Source organism: Xenorhabdus griffiniae (assembly GCF_037265215.1).
Taxonomy (GTDB): domain Bacteria; phylum Pseudomonadota; class Gammaproteobacteria; order Enterobacterales; family Enterobacteriaceae; genus Xenorhabdus; species Xenorhabdus griffiniae.
This window is the reverse complement of the sequence record NZ_CP147737.1, coordinates 1,091,214-1,114,838: the sequence shown is the minus strand read 5'-3', so window position 1 is coordinate 1,114,838 and position 23,625 is coordinate 1,091,214. Positions and strand designations below refer to the sequence as shown.

General features: G+C 38.2%; 33 protein-coding genes. 25 read left to right on the top strand and 8 right to left on the bottom strand.

The features are described 5' to 3' along the window. Window positions 1-67: 67 nt before the first annotated feature. The 15 genes from WDV75_RS05000 (at window position 68) to WDV75_RS04930 (ending at window position 11,747) form a co-directional block, all read left to right on the top strand. The gene (locus WDV75_RS05000; RefSeq protein ID WP_273571783.1) at window positions 68-1,318 is read left to right on the top strand and encodes an STY4528 family pathogenicity island replication protein; all 1,251 of its coding nucleotides are present in this window, start codon (window positions 68-70) and stop codon (window positions 1,316-1,318) included. Window positions 1,319-1,417: 99 nt separating this feature from the next. Then, window positions 1,418-2,113, top strand: a complete 696-nt coding sequence (locus tag WDV75_RS04995; RefSeq protein ID WP_273571784.1) for a PFL_4669 family integrating conjugative element protein — start codon at window positions 1,418-1,420, stop codon at window positions 2,111-2,113. Window positions 2,114-2,150: 37 nt separating this feature from the next. Further along, a complete protein-coding gene (locus WDV75_RS04990) occupies window positions 2,151-2,702 on the top strand; it encodes a hypothetical protein (RefSeq protein ID WP_273571785.1) in 552 nt (183 codons plus the stop codon). A gap of 24 nt (window positions 2,703-2,726) precedes the next feature. Beyond that, the gene (locus WDV75_RS04985; protein ID WP_273571786.1) at window positions 2,727-4,760 is read left to right on the top strand and encodes a DNA topoisomerase III; all 2,034 of its coding nucleotides are present in this window, start codon (window positions 2,727-2,729) and stop codon (window positions 4,758-4,760) included. A gap of 638 nt (window positions 4,761-5,398) precedes the next feature. Next, window positions 5,399-5,719: a hypothetical protein gene (locus WDV75_RS04980; protein WP_273571787.1), complete on the top strand. Its 321-nt coding sequence runs from the start codon at window positions 5,399-5,401 to the stop codon at window positions 5,717-5,719. A gap of 94 nt (window positions 5,720-5,813) precedes the next feature. Next, the gene (locus WDV75_RS04975) at window positions 5,814-6,122 is read left to right on the top strand and encodes a hypothetical protein (RefSeq protein WP_273571788.1); all 309 of its coding nucleotides are present in this window, start codon (window positions 5,814-5,816) and stop codon (window positions 6,120-6,122) included. Between the two features lie 425 nt (window positions 6,123-6,547). Beyond that, a complete protein-coding gene (locus WDV75_RS04970) occupies window positions 6,548-7,003 on the top strand; it encodes an STY4534 family ICE replication protein (RefSeq protein ID WP_273571794.1) in 456 nt (151 codons plus the stop codon). Window positions 7,004-7,087: 84 nt separating this feature from the next. After that, window positions 7,088-7,288, top strand: a complete 201-nt coding sequence (locus WDV75_RS04965) for a hypothetical protein (RefSeq protein WP_273571795.1) — start codon at window positions 7,088-7,090, stop codon at window positions 7,286-7,288. Window positions 7,289-7,299: 11 nt separating this feature from the next. Next, window positions 7,300-7,788: a single-stranded DNA-binding protein gene (locus WDV75_RS04960; RefSeq protein ID WP_273571796.1), complete on the top strand. Its 489-nt coding sequence runs from the start codon at window positions 7,300-7,302 to the stop codon at window positions 7,786-7,788. Window positions 7,789-8,018: 230 nt separating this feature from the next. Further along, the gene (locus tag WDV75_RS04955; RefSeq protein WP_273571789.1) at window positions 8,019-8,315 is read left to right on the top strand and encodes a hypothetical protein; all 297 of its coding nucleotides are present in this window, start codon (window positions 8,019-8,021) and stop codon (window positions 8,313-8,315) included. Between the two features lie 90 nt (window positions 8,316-8,405). Continuing rightward, a complete protein-coding gene (locus tag WDV75_RS04950; protein ID WP_273571790.1) occupies window positions 8,406-9,476 on the top strand; it encodes a DGQHR domain-containing protein in 1,071 nt (356 codons plus the stop codon). A 97-nt stretch (window positions 9,477-9,573) separates the two neighbouring features. After that, complete coding sequence (locus WDV75_RS04945; RefSeq protein WP_273571791.1) at window positions 9,574-10,044, top strand: hypothetical protein; 471 nt, start codon at window positions 9,574-9,576, stop codon at window positions 10,042-10,044. Continuing rightward, a complete protein-coding gene (locus WDV75_RS04940; protein ID WP_273571792.1) occupies window positions 10,041-10,367 on the top strand; it encodes a hypothetical protein in 327 nt (108 codons plus the stop codon). Before WDV75_RS04945 ends, WDV75_RS04940 begins: the two co-directional genes overlap by 4 nt. An 89-nt stretch (window positions 10,368-10,456) precedes the next feature. Next, complete coding sequence (locus tag WDV75_RS04935; protein WP_338860671.1) at window positions 10,457-11,494, top strand: IS630 family transposase; 1,038 nt, start codon at window positions 10,457-10,459, stop codon at window positions 11,492-11,494. A gap of 37 nt (window positions 11,495-11,531) precedes the next feature. Further along, entirely contained in the window at window positions 11,532-11,747 is a 216-nt protein-coding gene (locus WDV75_RS04930; protein WP_338860769.1) for a hypothetical protein, read from the top strand. A 110-nt stretch (window positions 11,748-11,857) separates the two neighbouring features. Here WDV75_RS04930 and WDV75_RS04925 read toward each other — a convergent pair whose 3' ends face one another. Next, a complete protein-coding gene (locus tag WDV75_RS04925; RefSeq protein WP_273571986.1) occupies window positions 11,858-12,199 on the bottom strand; it encodes a hypothetical protein in 342 nt (113 codons plus the stop codon). Between the two features lie 371 nt (window positions 12,200-12,570). On the opposite strand from WDV75_RS04925, the gene WDV75_RS04920 reads away from it, so the two are divergent. Genes WDV75_RS04920 through WDV75_RS04885 form a run of 8 tightly spaced genes read left to right on the top strand, consistent with a single transcriptional unit; the run spans window position 12,571 to window position 19,230 of the window. Beyond that, window positions 12,571-13,221 (top strand): PilL N-terminal domain-containing protein, encoded by a 651-nt coding sequence (locus WDV75_RS04920; protein ID WP_273571985.1) that lies wholly within the window; start codon window positions 12,571-12,573, stop codon window positions 13,219-13,221. Beyond that, entirely contained in the window at window positions 13,218-13,910 is a 693-nt protein-coding gene (locus WDV75_RS04915) for a hypothetical protein (RefSeq protein WP_273571983.1), read from the top strand. Before WDV75_RS04920 ends, WDV75_RS04915 begins: the two co-directional genes overlap by 4 nt. 9 nt (window positions 13,911-13,919) lie before the next feature. Then, the gene (locus tag WDV75_RS04910) at window positions 13,920-14,642 is read left to right on the top strand and encodes a TIGR03759 family integrating conjugative element protein (protein WP_273571982.1); all 723 of its coding nucleotides are present in this window, start codon (window positions 13,920-13,922) and stop codon (window positions 14,640-14,642) included. A 12-nt stretch (window positions 14,643-14,654) separates the two neighbouring features. Beyond that, window positions 14,655-15,242 carry a transglycosylase SLT domain-containing protein gene (locus WDV75_RS04905; RefSeq protein WP_273571981.1) on the top strand — a complete coding sequence of 196 codons (588 nt, stop codon included), beginning with the start codon at window positions 14,655-14,657 and terminating at the stop codon, window positions 15,240-15,242. Continuing rightward, on the top strand, window positions 15,239-15,757 hold the full coding sequence (locus tag WDV75_RS04900; RefSeq protein ID WP_273571979.1) for an integrating conjugative element protein: 519 nt from the start codon (window positions 15,239-15,241) through the stop codon (window positions 15,755-15,757). The genes WDV75_RS04905 and WDV75_RS04900 overlap by 4 nt, the downstream gene beginning before the upstream one ends. Beyond that, window positions 15,757-16,338 (top strand): restriction endonuclease, encoded by a 582-nt coding sequence (locus tag WDV75_RS04895; protein ID WP_273571977.1) that lies wholly within the window; start codon window positions 15,757-15,759, stop codon window positions 16,336-16,338. Before WDV75_RS04900 ends, WDV75_RS04895 begins: the two co-directional genes overlap by 1 nt. Further along, complete coding sequence (gene traD, locus WDV75_RS04890; RefSeq protein ID WP_273571975.1) at window positions 16,335-18,494, top strand: type IV conjugative transfer system coupling protein TraD; 2,160 nt, start codon at window positions 16,335-16,337, stop codon at window positions 18,492-18,494. The genes WDV75_RS04895 and traD overlap by 4 nt, the downstream gene beginning before the upstream one ends. Beyond that, the gene (locus WDV75_RS04885) at window positions 18,466-19,230 is read left to right on the top strand and encodes a TIGR03747 family integrating conjugative element membrane protein (protein ID WP_273571974.1); all 765 of its coding nucleotides are present in this window, start codon (window positions 18,466-18,468) and stop codon (window positions 19,228-19,230) included. Before traD ends, WDV75_RS04885 begins: the two co-directional genes overlap by 29 nt. Before the next feature lie 248 nt (window positions 19,231-19,478). Here WDV75_RS04885 and WDV75_RS04880 read toward each other — a convergent pair whose 3' ends face one another. The 6 genes from WDV75_RS04880 to WDV75_RS04855 form a co-directional block, all read right to left on the bottom strand. Further along, window positions 19,479-19,721: a hypothetical protein gene (locus WDV75_RS04880; protein ID WP_273571973.1), complete on the bottom strand. Its 243-nt coding sequence runs from the start codon at window positions 19,719-19,721 to the stop codon at window positions 19,479-19,481. 75 nt (window positions 19,722-19,796) lie between these two features. Further along, on the bottom strand, window positions 19,797-20,147 hold the full coding sequence (locus tag WDV75_RS04875) for a hypothetical protein (RefSeq protein ID WP_273571972.1): 351 nt from the start codon (window positions 20,145-20,147) through the stop codon (window positions 19,797-19,799). 13 nt (window positions 20,148-20,160) lie between these two features. Next, window positions 20,161-20,553: a hypothetical protein gene (locus tag WDV75_RS04870; protein ID WP_273571970.1), complete on the bottom strand. Its 393-nt coding sequence runs from the start codon at window positions 20,551-20,553 to the stop codon at window positions 20,161-20,163. A gap of 12 nt (window positions 20,554-20,565) precedes the next feature. Next, a complete protein-coding gene (locus tag WDV75_RS04865) occupies window positions 20,566-20,781 on the bottom strand; it encodes a hypothetical protein (RefSeq protein WP_273571968.1) in 216 nt (71 codons plus the stop codon). A 75-nt stretch (window positions 20,782-20,856) separates the two neighbouring features. After that, the gene (locus WDV75_RS04860) at window positions 20,857-21,159 is read right to left on the bottom strand and encodes a hypothetical protein (protein WP_273571966.1); all 303 of its coding nucleotides are present in this window, start codon (window positions 21,157-21,159) and stop codon (window positions 20,857-20,859) included. Window positions 21,160-21,297: 138 nt separating this feature from the next. After that, complete coding sequence (locus WDV75_RS04855; RefSeq protein WP_273571964.1) at window positions 21,298-21,486, bottom strand: hypothetical protein; 189 nt, start codon at window positions 21,484-21,486, stop codon at window positions 21,298-21,300. A gap of 314 nt (window positions 21,487-21,800) precedes the next feature. Between WDV75_RS04855 and WDV75_RS04850 the strand changes: the two genes are divergently transcribed. Next, window positions 21,801-21,917, top strand: a complete 117-nt coding sequence (locus WDV75_RS04850; RefSeq protein ID WP_420497567.1) for a recombinase family protein — start codon at window positions 21,801-21,803, stop codon at window positions 21,915-21,917. On the opposite strand, the gene WDV75_RS04845 is transcribed toward WDV75_RS04850, so the two are convergent. Next, complete coding sequence (locus WDV75_RS04845; RefSeq protein ID WP_273571962.1) at window positions 21,914-23,035, bottom strand: ISAs1 family transposase; 1,122 nt, start codon at window positions 23,033-23,035, stop codon at window positions 21,914-21,916. The genes WDV75_RS04850 and WDV75_RS04845 overlap by 4 nt on opposite strands. Window positions 23,036-23,089: 54 nt before the next feature. Between WDV75_RS04845 and WDV75_RS04840 the strand changes: the two genes are divergently transcribed. Then, on the top strand, window positions 23,090-23,593 hold the full coding sequence (locus WDV75_RS04840; RefSeq protein ID WP_273571990.1) for a recombinase family protein: 504 nt from the start codon (window positions 23,090-23,092) through the stop codon (window positions 23,591-23,593). Window positions 23,594-23,625 lie beyond the last annotated feature (32 nt).

The following is a 23,625-nucleotide window of genomic DNA, read 5'->3' as shown; positions in this document are numbered from 1 at the left end:
CGCCTGCTCACTGGGCGCAGTAAAAAAACGATTTAATTTATGAATCATAAAGTAGTATGGATGACATATGGCTATTTCAAAAGAGAGTCTAATTAGTTTTACATTAGAAAAAATGCAGCAAAAATTAGCGTGCATATCAGAACCTACGGGAACGATACGTAGTGGTTTAATTTATGCTGGAAATATCCATGACTCTATACCTCGCCAGCTACTACTGGATAACCGTCTTTCACCTTTCGATAAACTAACATGGATGATGATACGTTTATATGCACAACAAAATGATGGTGCGACTTTTCCTACGTATGATGAATTGCAATTACAATTAGCTTCTCCTAACAATAAAAAAGCATCAAGAGAAACAATAAGCAGGGCGTTATTAGTGTTACGAGTTACCGGATGGTTAAGTTTGTGTAGACGGGTTCGGGATAATTCTGGGTGTATACGTGGCAATATTTATATGCAACATGACGAGCCGATTAGCGCATTGGATGCTGAAATACTAGATCCTCGTTGGTTAGATATATTAGAAAAAAGCTGTTCCCATGAAAATAAGAGTGTCCGTTTTACAGCTAGGGCTATTTTACAGGAAGTAAAAGATGATCCTCTTATGAAACATCAACATTCTAGAATAAAAATAATCGAAAATCGTTTAGGAACAGCACAGACACCACAACAGGTGGCAGCGGAGCAAGAGGCTATACTAGGTAGTAATATTTCACCAAAAAATAAAAATCGAACTCAGTCAAAACAGTCAAAATCACTTAGTTCGGAAATCGAACTAAGCCAATCACAGCCTACATTGGAACCAAGTTCGAAAATCGAACTAAGCGTAAAATCAGATGGTTACAATGGAGTTCGAAATTCGAACCACTACGTACGTAATTTTACACATGGTGTAAAAGAAACGTACGTATCTGAAACATCAATATTAATTTTTTCGGATAAACTGAAAGAACGGTTGGGTAAACAGGACAGTAATATGCTGTTAGAACAGTTGTGTGATTTACCTACTGAACAAGCTAAGTTAATCTTAAATCAGCTAGAGTCTGGTTTTGAATCTGGTTCTGTTAGGAATCCAGTAGGATATGCTCTGACGCTGTTGAAATCAGCTAGAGAGGGACGTTATTCACATAACGCTAATTATAAGAACCATAAAGTAACAGAAAGCGCAAACTTGGAAGGAAATAAAAAACAAATAATAGAAAAAGGAAAAAAAATCGAAAGGAAAAAGCACCCAGCTGCCAACACCAAGCAAATTAAAGAACATATTTATGATATTCGAAAAAAATTGTGTTTCCCCCCGAAACATAATTAGTTTTTAGAAATTACTTTTTCCTAAATAAGAGTTTTTCATTGATGAGGAATGTATTTAGTTACTATTGTTTAAATATGCTCAATAATGGAGTGATTTTTTATGACTGCTAAAGATGTAAGTGCTGAAAAGAAAACAGCGGGAGCATTGAGATCTGAATTTTCATTTGAACTTCATACACATTTTGCTATGAAAATATGGGAAGGTCGGCATAGAAATGATGTTAATAAGAAAGAAAGGTGGGACATCATTAGTATGCCCGTTTTCATCGGAAGAGTAACGCGAATTCATTATGACGCACTGGAGAATAATCCATTTGCTGATATGTTTTTGTATCGTATAGAAGAATCATTGGATGAAAGTATTGAGTTGTTGCAATCTGAGTTAGATAAAGCTGGGAAGTGGTTAACGCAAATTCCTGCACAAATACATATATCTGAAGTTGCATCTTCTGAACCGCTAGATCTGGGAGTCTTTAGTCGAACCCCTTTGGGTTATAAATGTGTTTGGTTATTGGTGGGAGTTGACCAATTAGCTATGCGTACATATCAAGCATATCACTATGGATTAATTTCCAGAAAAAAAAAGACCGATGTACTTGCTATTGCTGGTCATCAAGTTCGTAGGGCCTTTGGGATCGTGAATCTTTACCGTAGGCTGCCCATTTCACGAGCAAATTTGGTTAAAGAAAGTGAAGAGTATCAAGCTGCCGTAAAACTAATGGGTGATTTGGATCACGATATTTTAACTGGAAAGAAGCGTTCGTCTTTTTCTCCGCCATTAGCTTCCTTAAAGTAGTAGCACTTAACAGTTGTTAACTATATGAGGAGTACTTATGTCTTTTTATAAATTTACTGTTCCTTTCTTTTTTGTGCTGCTTTCGGGTTGTGTTGGAACAGAACTTTCTGAAATTAATAAAAAAATTAGTGATTTTGGGTTATCTATAACAAAAGGTCCGGTTTCTGACGCTGATGATGGAATGCCTAGACTAAATGCTGATGTAGGAAAAAAGCGCAATAGTCGCCAGCAGGAAGTAACTGTTTCGGTTGATGTAGATACAGCAGCAGCAAGAGTCAGACGTTTCTATAAGTTTGTATCTAAAGACGAAATAGATTCATTGAAGAATAGTGGTAATAAACAAGATGAATGGACAGTAAGTGCTATAAAAGCTGCCGGATACACATGGGGAGCAAGCCCAGGCAGTTATTATAGTATGGGAAAAAATTGGAACGATAACGATCATTTGAATATTAAATTGCAGAAAAAAGGTAAAGGTACGCTGATGTTTATTACTTATAGTTCAGCTAACCCGGCACATCTAACTGATAACTATCTAAAACGTTTATTTAAACAAATTAATGACGTGTCAGTAGGTAAAGTTCAATAATTTTAATCACAACAAGGAATGACTATGCGTCTTTTTTTATGTGAAAAACCATCTCAAGGTAAAGATATTGCAAAGGTTTTAGGGGCCAGTACCAAAAAAGATGGTTTTTATGAAGGGAAAGATCTGGTTGTTACATGGGCCAGAGGGCATTTATTAGAAAATGCTTCCCCTGATGCTTATGATGAACGATTTGGTATGCCTTGGCGTAAAGAAGTCTTACCTATCATTCCATCCCAATGGAAAATGGTTGTAAAAAAAGACGTATCATCAATGTTTAAAACTATTTCACAGTTACTGAAACATGCTTCTGAAGTAGTCATTGCCACTGATGCTGATAGAGAAGGGGAAGTCATTGCGAGAGAAATATTGGATATGTGCCGCTATACAGGCCCCATTCAACGGCTTTGGTTATCTGCATTGGATGATGCAAGTATTAGGCAAGCGCTCCGCTCAATGCTGCCAGGTGAAAAAACAGAACCGCTTTATCAGGCGGGACTAGGACGCTCTCGCGCAGATTGGTTGATTGGTATGAATATGACTCGTTTTTTTACGGTATCGGCACGAGAACACGGGTATGGGGGCTTGTTCTCAATTGGGCGGGTTCAGACACCTACATTAGCGTTGCTAGTAAAAAGAGATCGTGAGATAGCCCAATTTACACCTAAACCATACTGGCAAGTGAATGCGTTATTACAACACCAAGGGATACTCTTTACGGCTAGGTGGGTAGCGGCTGAGCAATACTGTGATGATGAAAAACGTTGTAATCAATTACCAATAGCGAAAGCTGTAACTCAGTTATGTAATCAAAATAAGCAGGCGCGAGTATGTGAGGCTCAACAACAGCGTGCAAAACATTCACCACCTCTTACTTTTGATTTAGGGACGTTACAGCAAGTTGCATCAAAACGTTGGGGGTTCAGTGCTAACCAGGTACTAGAAATAGCTCAGAACTTATATGAAAAACACAAAGCTACCACTTATCCAAGAACTGATTGTGGCTATTTGCCTACCTCCATGCAATCGGAAATTCCTGAAGTCTTAAAGGCACTAGCAGTAAGTGATCCCTCGATATCTCCATTATTAAATAAACTGGATATCAAATTAGTTTCACGTGTTTGGAATGATAAGAAAATAACGGCGCACCACGGGATTATCCCAACTAAACATCCTCCAGTGTTGTCAGATATGAATGCAGTAGAAAGAAAGTTGTATGAATTGATTCGTACTCACTATTTGGCTCAATTTTTACCTGCACAAGAAATTGATGTAACGACTCTTTTTTTTGACATAGGGGGCCAGTTGTTTATTTCTAAAGGCAACGTTGAAGTTATTAAAGGGTGGAAACTGTTATTCTCAAACTCAGAAGAAGAGAATGAAGATGATACAGAACCCACAGAAAAGCTCCCCGCTTTATCTCAAGGTGAAATGTGCGAAGTTAAAAGCGGGGAGCTTAAGCAATTGGAAACTAAACCTCCCCAACACTACACTGATGGTACATTAATTGCTGCCATGAAAAATGCTTCTGCATTTATCACTGATCCAGCTTTAAAGAAAGTCTTAAAAGATAATGCAGGGTTAGGAACGGAGGCTACACGAGCTGGAATTATTGCTAAATTGGAGGAAAGAAACTTTTTGTCTCGTCAGAAGAAGTTTCTGTTAGCTACGGATATTGGTTCTCAGCTTATTGATGCACTACCATTTGTGGTAACTGACCCAGGCATGACAGCATTATGGGAACAGGCTCTGGAAGAAGTTGCTGAGGGTAAAATGTCCTTGGCTTCGTTCATGCAAAAGCAAGAAGCTTGGGTTCGCCATTTGTTGGAGAAGGCGCAAAATATACCATTAAAGCTGAACCTACCTACTATGCCCTCTTGCCCAAAATGCCAGGGGAAAATGGTATTACGTGAAGGCAAAAAAGGGCGTTTTTGGAGCTGCCAGCGTTACCCTGAATGTAATGGTATTGTTGTTTTGGATACACTGAATAAGGCGAAAGGTGCTAAACTCCAACCTGGTAAGAAGAAAAAAAGTAATACATTGAAAACACTTTTTTCGTAACTTAGGTTTACAGTTACCTACGTTATTGGTAATGTTTTCCAGTTAGGAAATAGTACCCCGTAGCTGCGGAGGGGAAACGCTGAAAAGCGTCTTAACCCTAACAGTTCAGAAAATTACTGCTTCGACACAGTAGATTTTCAAGGCGTATCCAACTCCGTGAAAAACACGCCGGGTTTGTTGAATGGCCTCGGAGTTTCATTCTGACCTCGCAGAATTGGTACAACTGCTAGAGGCGTTACCAAAGGTAACGCCTCTAATTTTTATGATGTAACCCGACATTCAGCAGCTATATCTGTAGTAAATTAATTTTAAGATGTTTGTGTATATTATCGCATATATTAAATTCTTATAAACAATAAACAATAAACAATAAATATGGTATATGGAATGTCAAGAAATTATTTTTATCCTATGTCGTTACGATGAATTATATTGTTAGATTGAAAATTAAAACAATTATTTTATTTGTGTAAATAATGTCAGGTGTGGTTATTTATCATGAATAATAATAGATGGAACATTTTTAAATTATAATTAAATATATAGAGGGTTTATAAATTTTAAAATTGTAGCACTATATGATTTTAATTTAAATTTAAGATTCATTTAAAAGTTAAAGTTATTATAGGAGAATGCCTGTGTTCAGGAAATTATTAACAGTTGGGATAGTAGCAGTAACATTAATCGGAGGAATTGGAACTGCATCTGCATGGGGATCACAATATTTTTGTCCAGGGGAGAATCGTGTTAGGGATCAGGCTCCGGGGAAAGGTCTTCAGATGTGGGTTGTTCATCCAGAAAGGATTTTTTCGAGTTCATTTGTGAAATTTGATAGAAAATGGTATTTCACAGGAGAAATTTGGGAATGTTACCTCGATCGTGGCTATGATAATAAAGATTGGGGGCCAAAATATTACGCTGCCGAGTACAAAGGTGAGTGGGTAAATAAACCTCATTGATAGTTTCATTATTTGGCAATGATTTTAAATGTACTGGAAAACTTAAATGTAATGAATTTGGTATAAATATTATTATTATAAGAGGGGGGGGGGTATGTTCAGAAAATTATTAACAGTTGGAACATTAGTCGTAACATTATTTGGAGGGATTGGAACGGCACTGGCGTGGGGAACAGAATACAATTGCGGGGGTGCTTACACCACTGTCTATGATCAGCTCCCTGGGAAGTATCTTAGTATGTGGGTTGTTCATTCAGAAAGAGTTTTTTCTAATTCATTTGTAAAGTTTGATAGAAAATGGAATTTTACAGGAATAATTTTGGAATGCCAACTCACGGCTGATCTGCCAAAAGGCGGTAGAACATATTATGCTGCCGAATATAATGGTAAATGGGTAAAATAATAGCATTTTGGTATTATTCCTATGTTTAGTTTTAAACTAGAGCATGAAGTGTTAATCATGCTCTCGCTTTAATAATATAATCTGTTAAAGAGTAATATTAATCTCTTGACTTTGTTTTGTATTGGTTTAATTATATAGAAGATTTTATGTTGCTTAGCAACCTACCAATGCTTCAGTAGTCTGAAAGAAGTGCCTTCGGGTGACTGCGCCATCTGCTATACCTGAAAAGGCAGACAGTAAATACTCTGGGTAAACCCGTTTATTCTTTGAAAACGGGGATCGCTAAAGCGATTAAGAAACTTCTCACATATATCATATCGCGATATTAAGTCAGTCTGATGGCTGACTTCCCAATGGGAAACAATTATCCCATTGGGGGTGATGTTTCTCATTTTTCTACCTTATTTCCTAGGAGAAACATCATGATGAATAGCAAAAATGAAAACAGATACTTCAATCTTCATATCAATGGCATCGGGTATTTAAGCAATATTCGCCATATAAACGGATCCAATGGACGCTTCTTGTCGGTTGTGATTAACGCTTTAAGTGGTCCTACTGATAGTCCGGCATATGTTCGTTTTGATACTACTGTTGCTGGAGAGAGCGCTATTAAGCTTATAAACCGCTGTCAGAAAGCCGTGGATGAAGATCAAAAAGTGTTGATTGGATTCGTCTTAAGTAATCCTTCTACTGAGATTTTTACACTCAATAGTGGGGAACATGCCGGAGAACAGCGTGTTAGCCTGCGCGCTCGGTTAATTAATATTGACTGGATCAAAGTTGGAAAAGAGATGGTATATAAAGCCGAAAAATCTCAATTAGCACCACCTAGTGAAGAAAAGGCTCCTGCAAAACAGTACGCGGAAGACTCATTCTAAATCACATAATTTTACTTCCCTGGGAGAAACATATTTTTTTCAGGGAAGTATGTTTCTGCCTTATCAATAAAGGAACATACTATGATGAAGACTGGTGTACTTGCTGCAAAACTTGCAGGGCAAAGTTTACCGTTACAGGTTCTATATAGCCGTGTTGGTTATTATATTGGAACGGTGAATGAAGAAGGGCCTGTATCTCGTGAGTCCGTCGAATATTTCAAATCGGATAAGATTGCATCTAAGGCTCTAAAACAAGGCAATTGGACGCAACGCGAATACTTCTGAGGAGAAATATGATGGCTTCAAGAGGCGTTAACAAAGTTATTTTGGTAGGAAATCTGGGGGCAAATCCAGAAATCCGTTATATGCCAAATAATAACGGAGCAGTGGCAAACATTACTCTGGCGACATCTGAAAGTTGGCGAGATAAACAATCTGGTGAAATGAGAGAGAAAACGGAATGGCACCGTGTGGTGATCTTTGGAAAGCTGGCTGAAGTTGCAGGTGAGTATCTCAGAAAAGGTTCACAAGTTTATATAGAAGGGTCTTTGCAAACACGAAAATGGCAAGATCAAAGCGGTCAAGATCGTTACACTACCGAAATTGTGGTAAGTAATGGTGGTAAGATGCAGATGTTGGGCAATCGTAGTGGGGCACAGGAGAGTTGGGGGCAGCCACAAGTTTCTCAGCAATTCAGTGGTAGTGTTCCATCTCGTTCGGCTCAATCACCTATGCCACAGAACAATGAGCCGCCAATGGATTTCGATGATGATATTCCATTTTGAGCGGTTCGCTAAGCTGCTCAGTGGACTGTGGGTGCGCTATTGTTACTTGCGGACTCACGATAGAATAATAATTTCCCCTGTTAATTCGGGGGAAATTTTTATGCATTTTTTATTATTGTTTTATATAATCAATATTGATTTGTTAATTCATGTTGTTGTATACTTAAACAATCAAGAACGGAAGGCCGTTTTTGATCACCTGGCAAAAGCCATTCTCATAGGAGTAAATTATGTCCCGTAAATCTATTATAGTTAATTTGGCTGTACAAAATGAGATACCTTCAATCCATTTCTGTAATCATTCTGTGTTAAGTGGAGCTAATAGCGACTTATGGGTTCCTGTAGGTAGTTATAGCGCTAATCCTATGGATCTGTTTAGGGCGGTTGGTCACTGTGATCTTTTTAGGGCCATTGAGGATATTATGAGTGCAAACTATTTCTGCCATAATGTTGTTAGTGTTCAGCAGATTTTGCAATTAACGCCAAACTGTATAGATTTCAAAGTAGTATATAATGAGTGGTCATAAAAAAATTAAGTAATTTTGATAACGTCTTGTTGCAGTGGAAGGCCACTGCAACATATTTCGCGTCAGCACTTCTCACAGGAGAAACATATTATGTTGGAAAATAAAAAATATACTTGGAATATTCCTGCCATTCGTTCATTTCAGGCTGGTGAAATACAATATTCATTAGTTATTCCTATGAGGCAACTAAAACGTTTGCTTGCTTTTGATAATAGTCAGCACGTAATGTCACGTTCTCAAAGAGAATTAAATAAAAATCGAGCTAAAAAAATATCTCAGTATTTGATTGAATCTTTTGATAATAAAATCTCTTATATTATTCCTCCTCTTGTTGGTAATATTGATAGTGATATTGAATTTGACGAAGTGGGAAGTGATACACGTATTGGGATTTTAAAAATTCCAATGGATGCCGATATTACTCTATTTGATGGGCAACATAGGGCGTATGGAATTATTGAGTTTTGCAAACAGAGAGATGTTAATGATTATATTTCAATAACACTTACTGAAAATTTAGATCTTGAAACACGACAACAATTTTTTTCAGATATTAATAGTAATGCGTCAAAACCTTCAGCTGCAATTAATCTTGCGTATAATAATCGTGAGGATTGCAGCCATTTAACCCGATATTGGATAAAAGAAATTAAAACTGTTTCTGAGTGGGTTGATTATGAACATAACGTTATTCCTAGCAAAAGCAATATGCTAGTTAGCTTCAAAGCATTATATGATGCTACTAAACGTATATTTGGTGCACTTACTGAAGACATTTTATCAGAAACTACTAAAACTCAAGCTGTTGCAATATGGAGTTCTTGGGCCTACCTGACTGGTTTGACTGAAGGACATAGTAAAATTCACAGCTTAGATTACCGAAAAGGACACATAACATTTCATGGTGTATTAGTTAATGCGTTTTCCTTTGCTGTATGTGAGCTGTTGAAGGAGGAGAAGTGTATTGAAGATGTTATTGTTAAAATCAATGAGGTCGCATGTATAATGAATGAGACTAAACGTGATGCATTCTTTCGTATTGAAAATTGGAAAGGTATTTGTGTTGACCCTGAGCGTGGAACAATCAGAGCTGATCTAAAGTCGCAACGTGCAGCGGGGAGTCATTTATTAAGTTTTATCAATTGCAATATTGGTTGCTGATTAACTAAGTTCATATGACTGGCAGGAACGTAAATGTGCCTACCAGTCAGAACCTGGGTAAGAAGACTAGTCGACAGTTAAAAAACAAGGTTGAATTATGATAAATCAAACTCAAACTCCACTAATTACAATGTCCAGATCGTTTCGGGCTAAGGTTGTTAAAATTTGGATTATGGGGACGGACTTATCTGCTGCCCAGGGAGCTATGCGATTAACTGAAGTTGCTGTTACAAATGGTTTTATCAGACGTGATAAATCAGTATTGGGTACAACTCTAACATCATGGAATATAGGAAAAGTCGAAACTCCATTATGGGCGGCTAAAGCAGCATTGTCAATGTTACTTGAGTCCGAATGGATGCCTTCAAACGATGAAGAATGGGCAGGTTTCGCAACTCTATTTTTAACAATGAATAAATCAACACAGCTAGCAGACTTACTTATGCTGCTGCCTCAGCGTCTTGCTTCTCATGTTGCGGTTACAGGGTGGTTATGTGCTGCAATTGAGGAAATGGAACGTTTTAACGTTGTCAAATGGTATGAGAAGAAATTAGGTAAGTTTGCATGAGATTTAGTTTTTCAGAGATTGGTGAAATTTTTTCCCACACGGGCAGAAAGGGAACTGCTATAGCGGTACTTTTTTATATGCTTGATAAATGTGATGATGATGGTGGTGTGAACTTGGTTAGCATTGATGAATTAGCCAATGCAACTAAAGTTACAAAGGAAAACTTGTCAAGTTTATGTAGTCGTTTAAGTAAAGTTGGTATTTTAATGACTAAGCATATAACGCCGGATGGAACTATATATCATGAGAGAAAAAGCCGTTTAAATACCAAATCAAATTATCAATTATCGGAAGATGTTCTCCTTTTGTTTAAAAGATATTGAATAGGTGAATGAATATGAAAGAATCTGATTATACCAATCGCCATTGAAGATGCTTGATTTCTTATCCAAATCAGATCATGCTTGCAACCATGAAAATTCATCTGACACCAGAACAAAAACGTGCCCTCGAATTGATGCATGATACCACGCGTGACAGTCGAGTCTGTGATCGCATCAAGGCCGTGCTTTTGGCCTCCGAAGGCTGGACAGCTCAGATGATAGCCCAGGCCTTGCGTATTCATGAAAGTACGGTCAGCCGTCACCTAAAAGACTTCATCGCTCAGGAAAAGCTGACGCCGGAAAATGGGGGCTCTGAAAGCCATCTCTCTGCCGAACAAGCCGCTGACCTGATTGAATATTTGACCGCCAATTTGATGCATACCACGACCCAAATTGTGGCCTATGTCCAAGCACGTTGGCAGGTGTCTTTCAGCGTGGGGGGGATGACGAAATGGCTTCACCGCCAGGGTTTCAGCTATAAAAAGCCAAAGGGAGTGCCTCATAAATTCGATGCGGATAAACAGCAACAATTTATTGATGACTACAAGATGCTGAAAGACAGGGCGGCTCAGAATGAGCCGATCCTATTTATTGATGCGGTGCATCCTTCACAGTCCACAAAGCTCAGTTATGGCTGGATGAAAGCAGGGAAAAATCAGGTAAAAGAGGTTGAAACCACCGGCAGTCGTACCCGTCTCAATATTCTGGGTGCGCTGAATTTACAACGGATTGAAGACACCGTGATCCGTGAATATCCAAGCATTAATGCTGAAAATATCGCCTATTTCTTCGGTGCGCTCCGAGAAACTTACCCGCTGTCGCAAAAAATCCACCTCATTCTGGATGGAGCGGGTTACCACCGAGCCGAGTTGGTGAAAGATATTGCATATGTCCTGAATATTGAATTGCATTATCTCCCGCCTTACAGCCCAAACCTCAATCCGATAGAGCGATTGTGGAAGTATATGAATGAGCAAGTGCGTAACAATATCTATTTTCCGGATGCGAAGACCTTCCGTGAAACCCTTCGTCACTTTTTTCATGTCACTTTGCCAGAAAAAGCGAAAGAGCTCACGACTCGACTGACTGATAATTTTCAGACTTTAAAACCTGCATCTTCAAGTTAGATTGGTATATACTAATTTTACAATAATCACTGAGCAATTGTTAAAGGAACAATTTACAAAAGCCAAAGCTAAAGCTAATAAAAAATCTGCCGAAGAGCATTATCTCATAGCTACAGGAATATTTACTCTATGGAATAAAATTGCGTTTAAACTATGCTCACAAACACAAACACATTTTGATGACCATAGTAAGCTTTGTGATATTTTGCAAAAATTTCTTTATTTTGTTTATAGAGGTGACAAAACAGAATAGTAAAAAAATAGAAGACAGCCTGCTAAAAGACGGCTTAGCAAGGTGAAGGGTGAAGGGGGGATCGGCGGATTGACAACGATGTCCCCAGTAGTATTGAGGTGCGCCGAATCTTACATAAACGGGATCATGTAGTGGTTGAAACGGGCGATCATCTTTTCAATCCGAGGCTGTCGCCATTCCTGAAATTCTTTTAATTTCTCTGCTGCTATCACCGCCTCAACCGAGAACACCTTGTATTTACCCTGTTTTTGAGGCTGACCCAGCCAACGCTTAATCGCGCCGTCAGTCCACAAACGATCTTGTTTAAGTCGGGTGATAGTGATCCATTTTTTTGACCATGCTTCAAACCGTTGCTGACGTTTCTGATAACGCAGTTCTTCCTGCTCACGCAACCAGTCTCTGTCTACGGCAAATCTTCGATATCCATAAAAATATCCTGGTACTTTGCTCATGAACTATGACCCTATTAAAAATAAATTAAGCAATGATGTTACAACAAAAAACAGCTTCCGTTGTACTGGTTAGAACGGACAAAAACGAGGATCTGGACACATGGCAAAACTTTAAAAGTGAGCAATCAGTACCAAATATTTCTATCATGTCCTGTTATGGTAGCAATATTCACAAAGAAATAGATTAACAATGATGCTAGCAAAAATGGAGTATGAGCTAAATATTTTATTGGAAGGTTCTGGCGAACAATTTGAAATTAATTTTTTTTGTGTGATTTTTTTTATTTTTTTCAGATAGAGTTGTTTGTTGAATTTAATCCCATTCCTAAGCAAAGTTAGGCATATTTTATATAGGAACAGGATAAAGGATCATGAAAAAACTATACCTAATGTTATTAATTCCGTTTACTCTGACGGCTTGTGTAAAGCAACAAACTGCTACCGTGGCCGTGGCACCTCCGGCTACTTCCTTAGATAACGTATCCTCTGAATTTCCTGATATTTACCAATCCTCTCCCGAAGTAGTTGAAGTAGTTCGCTATGATCGCTACTTGTTAGTTGATACCTCCCCAGAAATAGCACAACGTTACCCACTAAAACAAGTGATTCAATTGAAAATGCCAAACTCACTAAAACCGACTGTTGGTGAGGCGATGCGTTATGCGCTACGGCAATCAGGGTATCGTTTGTGTAGTGTAAGTGGGCAAGTTAACACTCTTTATCAACAACCTCTGCCAGCTCCCCATTACCAATTGGGGCCAGTGCAATTAAATGTAGCATTGCAACTGTTGGCTGGATCTGCTTGGAAATTAGAAGTGGATGATGTTCAGCGTGTTGTATGCCACAATTTAAGACCCGAATACCAATGGTATAAAGCAACCGATATTTCCCCATCTAATGAGAACAATAAATTTCAATCGAAAAAATTACCTGTAAAACCTAAATCTGTTTCTATTCCTTTAACTGAGATGAAACCAACTCTTGAAAATAAAGAAAATAAAGGAAGGTGGTTAGAAAAATGAGTATTCCAATAAAGAAAGCCATTTTATGTTTGGTGTTGGTTTTATTCGTTGCTTTTATTGTGTTGATGTTTGTTAAAAAAGACTCAAATATGAATGGAAAAATGTCTGAAGTTGATGTTCGCCTTAAATCTTTAGAGACGAATCAGCAGCAATTGATCAATGAAGATGAGTTTTCTCAGTTTAAGAAACAGTGGGGGAATCAACTTTCAATTTTGGAGCAAGGTATTAATAAACAAGGCGAAACACTCTCATTTTTAAGCGAAAAAATAGAAAAGGTTAATTCTCAATCTAAAAATTGGGAGGCTCGTTTTCAGGGGCTGGAAAATTTTCTGTCTTTATTGGAGAGTAGCCAGAAACAACATGAAAAACAATTAGAGGTTTTGAAGGCGAAATTATCTGGTATTTCAGAAACCAAAAAAACACTAAGACCAGTTTATAAAAATACCAATGATAAACCCCGCCAATTATCTCAGTCACCTCAGTTACAGGTGCCATTTACCTTTTCCGGTATTGAGTACAGAGGTGGAAAAGCATTTGCTGTTGTTGTTCCTAATAATGTCACGTCCCTGTCACAACTTCAGTTAATTGATGTTGGTGAAGAAGTTCAAGGCTGGAAATTGACTCATATGTCTGGTGGAAGCGCGAAGTTTACTTCGAAAGGGCGCTCACTAACACTATCTGTTAAATAAGGTAACCACATGAAAATGAAAAATATTGCACTAACGGTTTTTCTATTAGGGGTTGTTCCTTATGCAGTGGCAGAGAAAAATGATCCTGTATCAACGCTTACGGAGAACGTCCAGAAAGGTGTGCTGGGTCAATCAAAATTACAGAACGTCGGAAAAGATTGGGGACTCAGCATAGAAGATTACACTCGTTATCAGGAAATAATGAAGGGCCGTAGAGGAATTCAATCACCAGGGTTAGATCCGATAACTGTTTTAGGCATTGAAACCCAAAGCGATGTAGAACGTAAGCGTTTAGCTGAATTGTGGGTCCAGCAAGAATATTTGCGTGTTGAAAAGGAACTGCGCTTTCAACATGAGGTGGATGCTGCTTGGAAGCGTTTATACCCTAACACTCTTCCTGTTAATTTAGGAAACCCTGCGGGTATTGCGAATGATACACAAGGGAGATTAGCGTTATTTGTCCGGATAGATGATTGCACACAATGTGATGCTCGGTTAGCTGCGATTTTAGCAGAGAAGCGCCCTGTTGATATCTACGTTGTTGATAGCAGAGGTGACGATAGCCGCATTCGAGAATGGGCGAACGCAAAAAAAATTCCTATTGAACGAGTGAAAACAAAAGAAATCACATTGAACCATGATGAAGGGCGCTGGCTGAAATACGGTGAAATGCGAATGCCGATTGTCTTGCAACAAAATTTTAATGGTGGCTGGCAAGTTGCAGCATTTTAGTGAGGGAATATTATGAAACACCTATGGTTCTATGGGGTGTTGTTTGTATCCTCGTGCTGCATGGCAAATCAGCAGGAAGTACCTCTGGGCTATCATCAAGTAGCCCAGGCTGAAGGAGTACCGCCTGAAATGTTGTATTCACTGGCTTTAGCTGAGTCGCAGTATAAATTACCTCAAGGAATCAGGCCATGGCCATGGACGATTAACGTAGCAGGTAAGGGATATCGCTATGAAACCCGTTTAGCAGCATGGCAAGCACTACAAGTCTTTTCTAAAACATACCCTATGAAACGAATTGATATTGGAATTGCACAAGTCAATTTGGGTTGGAATGGTCATTATTTTTCTTCTACATGGGAAGCATTTGATCCTTATATTAACCTCCATGTAGCAGCCCGTATATTACGTTTTTGCTATGAACTTAACCCAGGAAGCTGGATAGCAGCGGCTGGTTGTTATCACAACCCTAAAGGTGGCGCCCCTGCTGATAGGTATAAATCTGTGGTAAAGAAAAAATTAGCTTCATTAGCTCCGGTTGCAGGAGTTTCTAAAGCAATGACCGAAGTGATGTGGATCGAACCAAAGGTAAAAACACAATGAAACTGAAATTAATTTCTGCCTTATCGCTGTACGTAATCAGTTTTGCAACCTTAGCAGAGTTAGAAATAGTTGCTGATTTTGGGGGGGAAAGCACTTCTTATTATTTTGATGCAATAAATAACGAACCAAATGAATGGAGCGAGTCACCTCTTGGTAAAGCTGCTCCAGAATTGCTGTCCTTTGAGATGGTTTTGCCAATAAAAACACCTGAAATGGTTCCTGGAATAGTACAAAATCAGCTTTTAAACTTACCAGGAATAGGAGCATTATTTCTGGTTGGTGATGATGAATTATCCTTAACTTGGTTGAGCCAGAATGCTGATAAATTAAAGGCGTTAAATGCGGTGGGAATGGTAGTCAACGTTGATGACGCTGATTCTTTTTATAAGTTAAAACACCTTTATAAAGAAGGCGTAATTTCCCCTATATCCGGTAGTGATTTAGCCATTCGATTGCAACTAACACATTACCCTGTATTGATCACTGAAACGGGGCTAACTCAGCAGGTTCCATAATGACTCCTACTCCTTTACATGCGGCGGTGGCTGAAAACTCGTTGTTTTTCTTATTATTGGGTATTTTATTTATTTGTGTTGTTTTGGTTATTAACCATGTTACTGAACATTTTTTTTCTAAAAAATCAACCAGACATCGTAGCTATTATAAAACAGCAGAGAAGGTTTTTAAAAAGCTACCAAGTCTTAGAAATGACGGAAGTCGATTAAAGTATTTACGACAAATTAATCCTTATGTATTTGAAGAGTTGTTATTACTGGCATTTAAGAAGCAGGGTTTTAAAATTAAGCGTAATAAATGCTATAGCGGAGATGGAGAAATAGATGGGAAAGTTTGGATAAAAGGCAAGTGCTTTCTTATTCAAGCTAAAAGATATAGTCAGGCGATTAATCCTAAACACATTGAAGAGTTCGGCGAAATTTTGCAACAAATGAACTGTGAAGGCTTATTTATTCATACAGGAAGAACTGGAGGAAAAAGTATTTATTACAGCATTAATTATCCAATCTATATTATCAGTGGAAAGCGGTTGTTAAATTTACTGTATGGGGATTTCATTTTTAAAGGAGAAAAGGGATGAGTGATCGCTATGTTATTGAGGCACTATTACGTCCGGCCGTCGAATTTAATTCAGCTATTACAGCGGCGGGGGCCGCTTATGTTTGTATAGTTGCTCCTTGGGCTGTAGCACTGGCTCCGTCAGTTAGTTATGTAGCAGCAGGAGCATTTGCCTGTTTTGCTACTATCCGTGCCCATCAAGGGTGGCGAGTTTTACGCTATAGGCGTAACTTACGAAAATTACCGCTATATATTATGTCATCAAACCAAATTCCAATTAGTAATCAAAGGTTGTTTTTAGGTAAGGGCTTTTTATGGCTACAAAAACATACACAGAGGCTATTGGAAACACAACGCTCTGAAGTTGAACATTATATTCAACCGCCGAAACATTACCAATTAGCACGAAAATTTGAACAACGTTTCGAATTCCGTTATCCGCGTATTTGCCGCTTATTACAATCGGATAGCATACTTAACCCTGTTCGCCCACTACCGCCAGTTGGTGGTAATTCGGCTTTACACGGTATAGAACCAGATGAAACTAATGTTTCTATGGATTTACGCGAACGTGTAGGTCATGCCTTGGTATTGGGGACGACTCGTGTTGGTAAAACAAGATTAGCAGAGTTGTTGATTACACAAGATATTAGGCGCGGCAATATTACTATTGTATTCGATCCAAAAGGAGATGCAGATCTTTTAAAACGTGTATGGGCTGAAGCGCACAGAGCGGGGCGTAGTGAAGAACTCTATATTTTTCATCTGGGCTGGCCTGATATAAGCGCTCGTTACAATGCTGTAGGGCGTTTTGGGCGTGTTTCAGAGGTAGCAAGTAGGGTTGCAGGGCAGTTATCAGGGGAAGGTAATAGTGCAGCATTTCGTGCGTTTGCATGGAGATTTGTAAATATTGTCGCCAGGGCAGTGGTTGCATTGGGGCAACGTCCTGATTACGGACTGATTTTGCGCTACGTTACTAACATTGGCGAACTCTATCAAACTTATTCATTAAAAATCATTGAAGAAAGATTGCCTGCTTTGTTTGCACAGATAGGAAATGCGAAGAATGTATTAACAGAAAATGATGTTCCTCGTCACATGCAGAGTGATCCAAATGGTGTAGCTATCTGGGCTATTGAATTGGCCTTAACTTCAGAAGAGGGAAAAAAATTATATGATCCCATTCTGGATGGTTTACGCAGTGCTATACGCTATGACCGCACCTATTTTGATAAAATTGTAGCTTCTCTTTTGCCGTTGTTAGAAAAGCTAACAACGGGAAAAATTGCTGCACTTTTATCACCAGATTATGATGATATGAATGATCCTCGTCCAATGTTTGATTGGCAACAGGTTATCAGAAAACAAGGGATCGTTTATATCGGGCTTGATGCTTTGTCTGATGCTGAAGTAGCGGCAGCAGTAGGCAATTCAATGTTTGCGGATCTTGTCTCATATGCTGGGCATATATATAAATTTGGGGTACATGACGGTTTACCCGACGGCGATAAGATAAAAAAATTACCTATTAGCTTACATTGTGACGAATTCAACGAATTAATGGGCGATGAGTTTATCCCATTATTGAATAAAAGCGGTGGTGCTGGTATTGAGGTTACAGCATATACACAAACATGGTCTGATATAGAAGCTCGCCTTGGGAATGCAGCAAAATCAGCTCAGGTAACTGGGAACTTTAATACGCTAATCATGTTGAGAGTCAGGGAAAAGGCAACGGCTGAATTGCTTACTGAGCAGTTATCAGAAGTTGATGTATACACTAAGACATTGGTGTCAGGTATTACTGATATTTCTAATCCAGGGCAAGGAAGCGATTTTACATCTAATACGCAAGATAGAGTGAGCATGGTAGCTAAACCCGTATTAACTCCAGCCGATATTATCAAGTTACCGAAAGGGCAAGCATTTGCGTTATTAGAAGGGGGAAAATTATGGAAAATTAGAATGCCTCTTCCTGATGGTAAAGATGATGTATTGATGCCGGAAAACCTGAAAAAGATAGAAGAGTATATGCGTAAGAATTATCGCACAGGTGATTCTTGGTGGTCTGCAAGTGAAATATCTAATGATATGGATATGCAGGAAGAAATAACCATTCAGTTATCAGAAGAAGATGCAGGAGAGGGTAATGGCTCAACATCAACAGGTAAGGAGTAGTTCAGAATCTTCCCGTCCAGTAAAGGAACCTGGTGTATTTGCTAAAATGCTATGGCATTTCCCTCTGAATCTGATTGGCATGTTACTAGCATCACTACTCTTTAGTTGCATTATTGAATGGATCGGGATCGCTTTTTTTTGGTCAGAACAAGGCGCTGAACATAGTCGACAAGTTATGTTGACTGAAGGCGGGTATTTATCATCAGAATTCACTCGTAGTTTATTTATGTCTTCCCCTTCGCAGACTCTTAGTTACGGTATTGAGTCTGTTTATACATGGCTATTTGTAGATAGTGGGATTATGACTTGGTTCCAAAGCGTTTATCAGGAACAAGCGACAAGCAATAATGTAGTAGTTAGGGAGCTAACTGATTGGAGCCAAAAGATATTTGAAGTACTTAAATCTTATCTCCTTGCATCAATTTTTGTTACTGTCACTTTTCTGATTAGAGTCACCATCTTAGTTTTGTCTATTCCTCTGTTTGTTCTGGTGCTTTTAGTTGCTATGGTTGAAGGATTAGGGCGACGAGATCTGCGAAGATATGGAGCAGGCTATGAATCCAGTTTTGTTTATCACCACGCTAAACGTTTTGTGAAACCTGCTTTTTATGTGCCATGTATGGTTTATTTGTCGTGGCCTTCTGCGGTATATCCCAACTTATTGTTGTTACCAGCCGCAATTTTGTTAGGGGCGGCTGTTACAGTGATGATGGCATCATTTAAAAAGTATTTGTAGTTAGATCAGGCTGGACTCAGGCAGGTAAAACTTGCTTTTGCCTGCCTGAGTCAGCAGACAAGCCGTTAGGCGCGTCAGTGCTTTTAATCAGTAGTATTGATAGATTTTTGGTTGCCATTCCGTTAGCCATTGGATCAATTCCCCTTGGCTAACATTAGAAATTCGAGATTTCTTTTGCCATACTACTATTTCCTTAACTTATTTATGTTTATGAATGTAAATAATCACTAATTTTGAATATTTCCTTTTTATAACCTCGTGTTTCCCCCCGAAACAAAATCATCACTGATGATAAAATGGTCATTGCATTTTTGGTGTACCATGGCTAGATTCATCATCTTGGCTATACCATCAATCATCGTTGGCCTTTTAAAAATGATTTCCTCGTATTGCTCAACACTTAATAATGGTAAATCAGATAACCGCGGATTATTTATACTAGTTGGTTGTTGGTGATATGCTTTTTTGTTGACATAATAACTATGTGGCATTTTTTAGTCTCCATAACAAAATATGGCTTTGTCATTACGGCGGGGGGGCTTCCCCGCCGTTTATTTTCCTAAGTATTACTCAATGATGTTTACTGTAATTTCTGATTCTGGAAATTTTACCTTTTGAAGAACTAATACGATGCTATCTGTTACCCAATCTTTTAGTTGTTCAACGCTAAAAAAATTAGGTTTTATTTCTAGGTATTTTTCGGCTTCTTCTCTGGTTACATCAATTTCATTTTGATTTCGACACTGTTCAGTGATGTTTACTGTAATCTCTGCTTCTGGGAAATTAACTTTTTGAAAATTTAATACAACAATATCTGTTACCCAATCGTTTAATTGTTCAATATTAAAAAATCCGGGTTTTACTCTAAGGTATTCTTCAACTTTGTTTTTATTCATATTAAATGTGGCGTTCATCATTTTTTTGTCCTATTTATTTTTCTGGATGGCTATATAATGGGATAACTTTGCAGCAATATTCTGATGATGAATTATAATTTTCAGCTACTTTATTTGCTAACTGTTCATTTCCTTTATATGTAATAACTTCGTTGTATGTTTCATCAAATACCATGTAAGCTATAGGTTTGGTTTTTTGAAGTTCAGCTAAATTTTCTATGGCATTGCAGATTTCTATTAACCTACATATCGATAGCATTGAATTAATTTCTTTCCATGCCGACCTGAGATCATATTCATTTGAATTGTTATACTCAGACTTTATAGTTTCCTCAACTATAGTCGTTAAACGCTGCTTCATTTCACGCGAAAATTTAAGCAACTCATATATATTAGTGTATTCCTTTTGGGGTTCTTTAGTATTCATTTTTACCTCTTATTAAGTTCTAGCTACACCTATTTTGTAATTACATTGGTTACAATATGCTATCTTCTCTTGAGTTGTTTTAATGGTGTCCCAAGTCTTAGTGTTATCTAAATATTCTCCATCAAAATTAAAATGGTCTGATGAGTGTCGAATTATTTTTACCAACACATAAAAACCAGTTGTACTTTCACATTTAGGGCATTTTTTAAGATTGCCTTTTATTTTCATTTTATTCTCCTTGCAAATCGCTTTCCTTTAAAATTAATTCCATGCTATTTAATTATCTAAACTCTATGCAGCCATTTAATGATGCGTAATGATTAAAATAGCTACGTTTTTACTTGGGCGATTAACAGAAATATTGTTGTGATCAGTTGTTTTTAATACTCCTTTAAATGTTTGAGGGTTTATTTTTTTTATTGTTTTTTTATTTTCGATAAAGCAATGTACTTCAGCTTTTTCACCTTTGGTGTGTATTACACAAGGAGGTGACACAATTTCACCTGAAAATCGAATAGTACCTGAATTAGCTAATACGGCATTTATTAATAAAGATGAAATGAATGCAGTCGTAAAAACTGCTAATTTAAATAGCCTAGTTTTCATAAGTTATTCACCTTACTGTTAGTGTTCGGTTTTTTATTTAATAATATGAAACTACACGATGAGCTGTATGGGGGTACAACTCACCATTTCACTACTTATTTTTTATTTTCGGTAAAAACTCCCTAAAGCAATCTACTTTCAATTGTTATTGTTTAGTGGTTTTATTAAATCCCTGCGCCAAGAATATAGTTTATGATCTATTACTACAAAACCCTGTTTAATCCATTGGCTGACTTGTTGAGGTGATACCCCCTGTTTACGTGCAAATTCTGCTTTTACTCCTTGGTAATAAACTTTTACATAATCTTCTAAACTATAGATTTCCATAGTGCACTCTTTTCATGAACAAGCTAGTTCAGCTAATTTATAATACAGCCTGTATAGTATCAAAGTATTCAGTAAATAGGCTGTATTTTTGTATCTGCTGTTACCTCCTATAGTAAGTTTCCTTGTCATGTAAAATGCATGATAAAGCAAAATGCATGATAAAGCAAAACACTTTATATTAAAATGTCAAAAAAACCATCGTTTTTTTGACGTGCTTCAAATTTTTTTAGTTTGGGACTTCTTCTTCAGGAAAAATGTCAAAAAACTTGTAAAATTATCTACGTCTAATAAAGGTGTATAACTAAGAGGAAAGTATGCGTATAGGGTACGCTCGGAAGTCAACAGCAGAACAGGATTTGGCGCATCAAATTGATGCGTTATATGAAGCAGGCTGTGAACCAGGGGTTACGCATGAAATTTTAGTAGGCTAAAATTGATTAAATAACAGCGCTTCCATATAGCCATTATCCCACCCGGCCGATTTCCTTCGGGCACTTAAACTCAGTTTACTGTTGGTATCTCGTTTAACGATATTGAGTGCCATTTTACGTAATTGGGCAAATACTCTTGTGGCGATCCGCTCTCTCATCCGTGAGTCATCTTCTCGAAAAGTGACATCCAGTACCCAGTGTAAACTATTTTCGATAGCCCAATGTTTTCGTATCGCACCTAACTGAAAGGCGGGATCATCCCGGCAACTACTTAAATAATAACGAAAATCAGAGGTTACCGTGTCAGAGTAGTGTTCTTGCCGTATCGTTTCCGTTACCAGAAGGGCCTGAATATTTGGCCAAGAACTTAGGTATTTTGTTTCTGATGTCAGCGGCAGAACCCATCCACGTCGTCTGACGGTACGTCCATGACTATCATCGAATTCATCATAGTCAGGTTTAAGGTAAGGTTTTTGGGTTATCTGTTGCTGTTGAAAATAATTAACAGCTTCCGAAAAAGTTTTTCCCTGATTGCCTTTAAGCGACAAAATATAATCGGCTTCACTCTCACGTAATTGCTGAGCAATCGTGCGTTGGCAGCCCATCGCATCAATCGTCACGAGATGTCCTTTCAATGAAAGCATCGATAATAATGCGGGGATGGCCTTAATTTCGTTTGATTTTCCGTCTACTGCACACTGACATAAGCTGAGTCCTTTCTCAACCGAGAATGCACTCACCACATGTAGTGGGCTTTGTTCAATTTTCTTATCAAACGAATGGCGTAAACTTTTACCATCAATCGCAATGATCGCTCGCTTTTCTGAAGAGACGTCACGAGAAATCCACTGATAAAAATGACGTTCAAAGAGGCCCGGATTTAATAAACTAAAACAGCGCCGGAAAGTATCATGTGACGGAATACCGCCTTTGAGCAGAAGAAATGAACCCAGCCAATCCTTTTTTAGCTGGCCGTACTGTTCAATATCGGTCCAGGCGTTAGCCCCGGCAATGACAGCGCATACCGCGATCACTAAGATATCAATAAAACGGTGTTTAACCTTTCCCTGACAACGTGGATCTGGAAAATCAGAAAAGACCTCCACTAATTCTTTCATCGGCACCCCTCTAAAATGAAGGAATTATCCACTAAATATTTTCATGCGTAACCCCTGGGCTGTGAACAAGTATATCAAGAACAGGTTTCGCGAGGTGGTGAACGTAGGCGAAAATCGGGAACCCCTGAACTAGATAACTGTCTAAGAGCATTACGCACTGGTGATACGCTGGTAGTTTGGGCATTAGATCGGTTAGGGGGAAGCTTACGCGATTTAGTCAACTTAATGGAAGATTTGCAATTACGTGAAATTAATTTTGAAAGCCTGAAAGAGAACATTGATACCAGTTCATTTGCTGGCGAGTTATATTTACAATTGATAGCTATTTTTTCTAATTTTGAGCACAATCGTAACAGAGAACGGACTCTATCAGGTTTAGCCGCTGCGCGAGCAAGAGGAAGAATTGGAGGAAGACCACCTTCCTTGTCAGCGGATCAAATCAAAGAAATCGATGTATTAGTTGCATCAGAAGTATTTACGATAGGTGACATAGCTAGACGGTACGATGTGAGTAGGCAGACTATATACAATAGGCATAAAAAGGTAGCTACTAAATAAGTACAAATGAATTACATTTATGCTATAGCCCT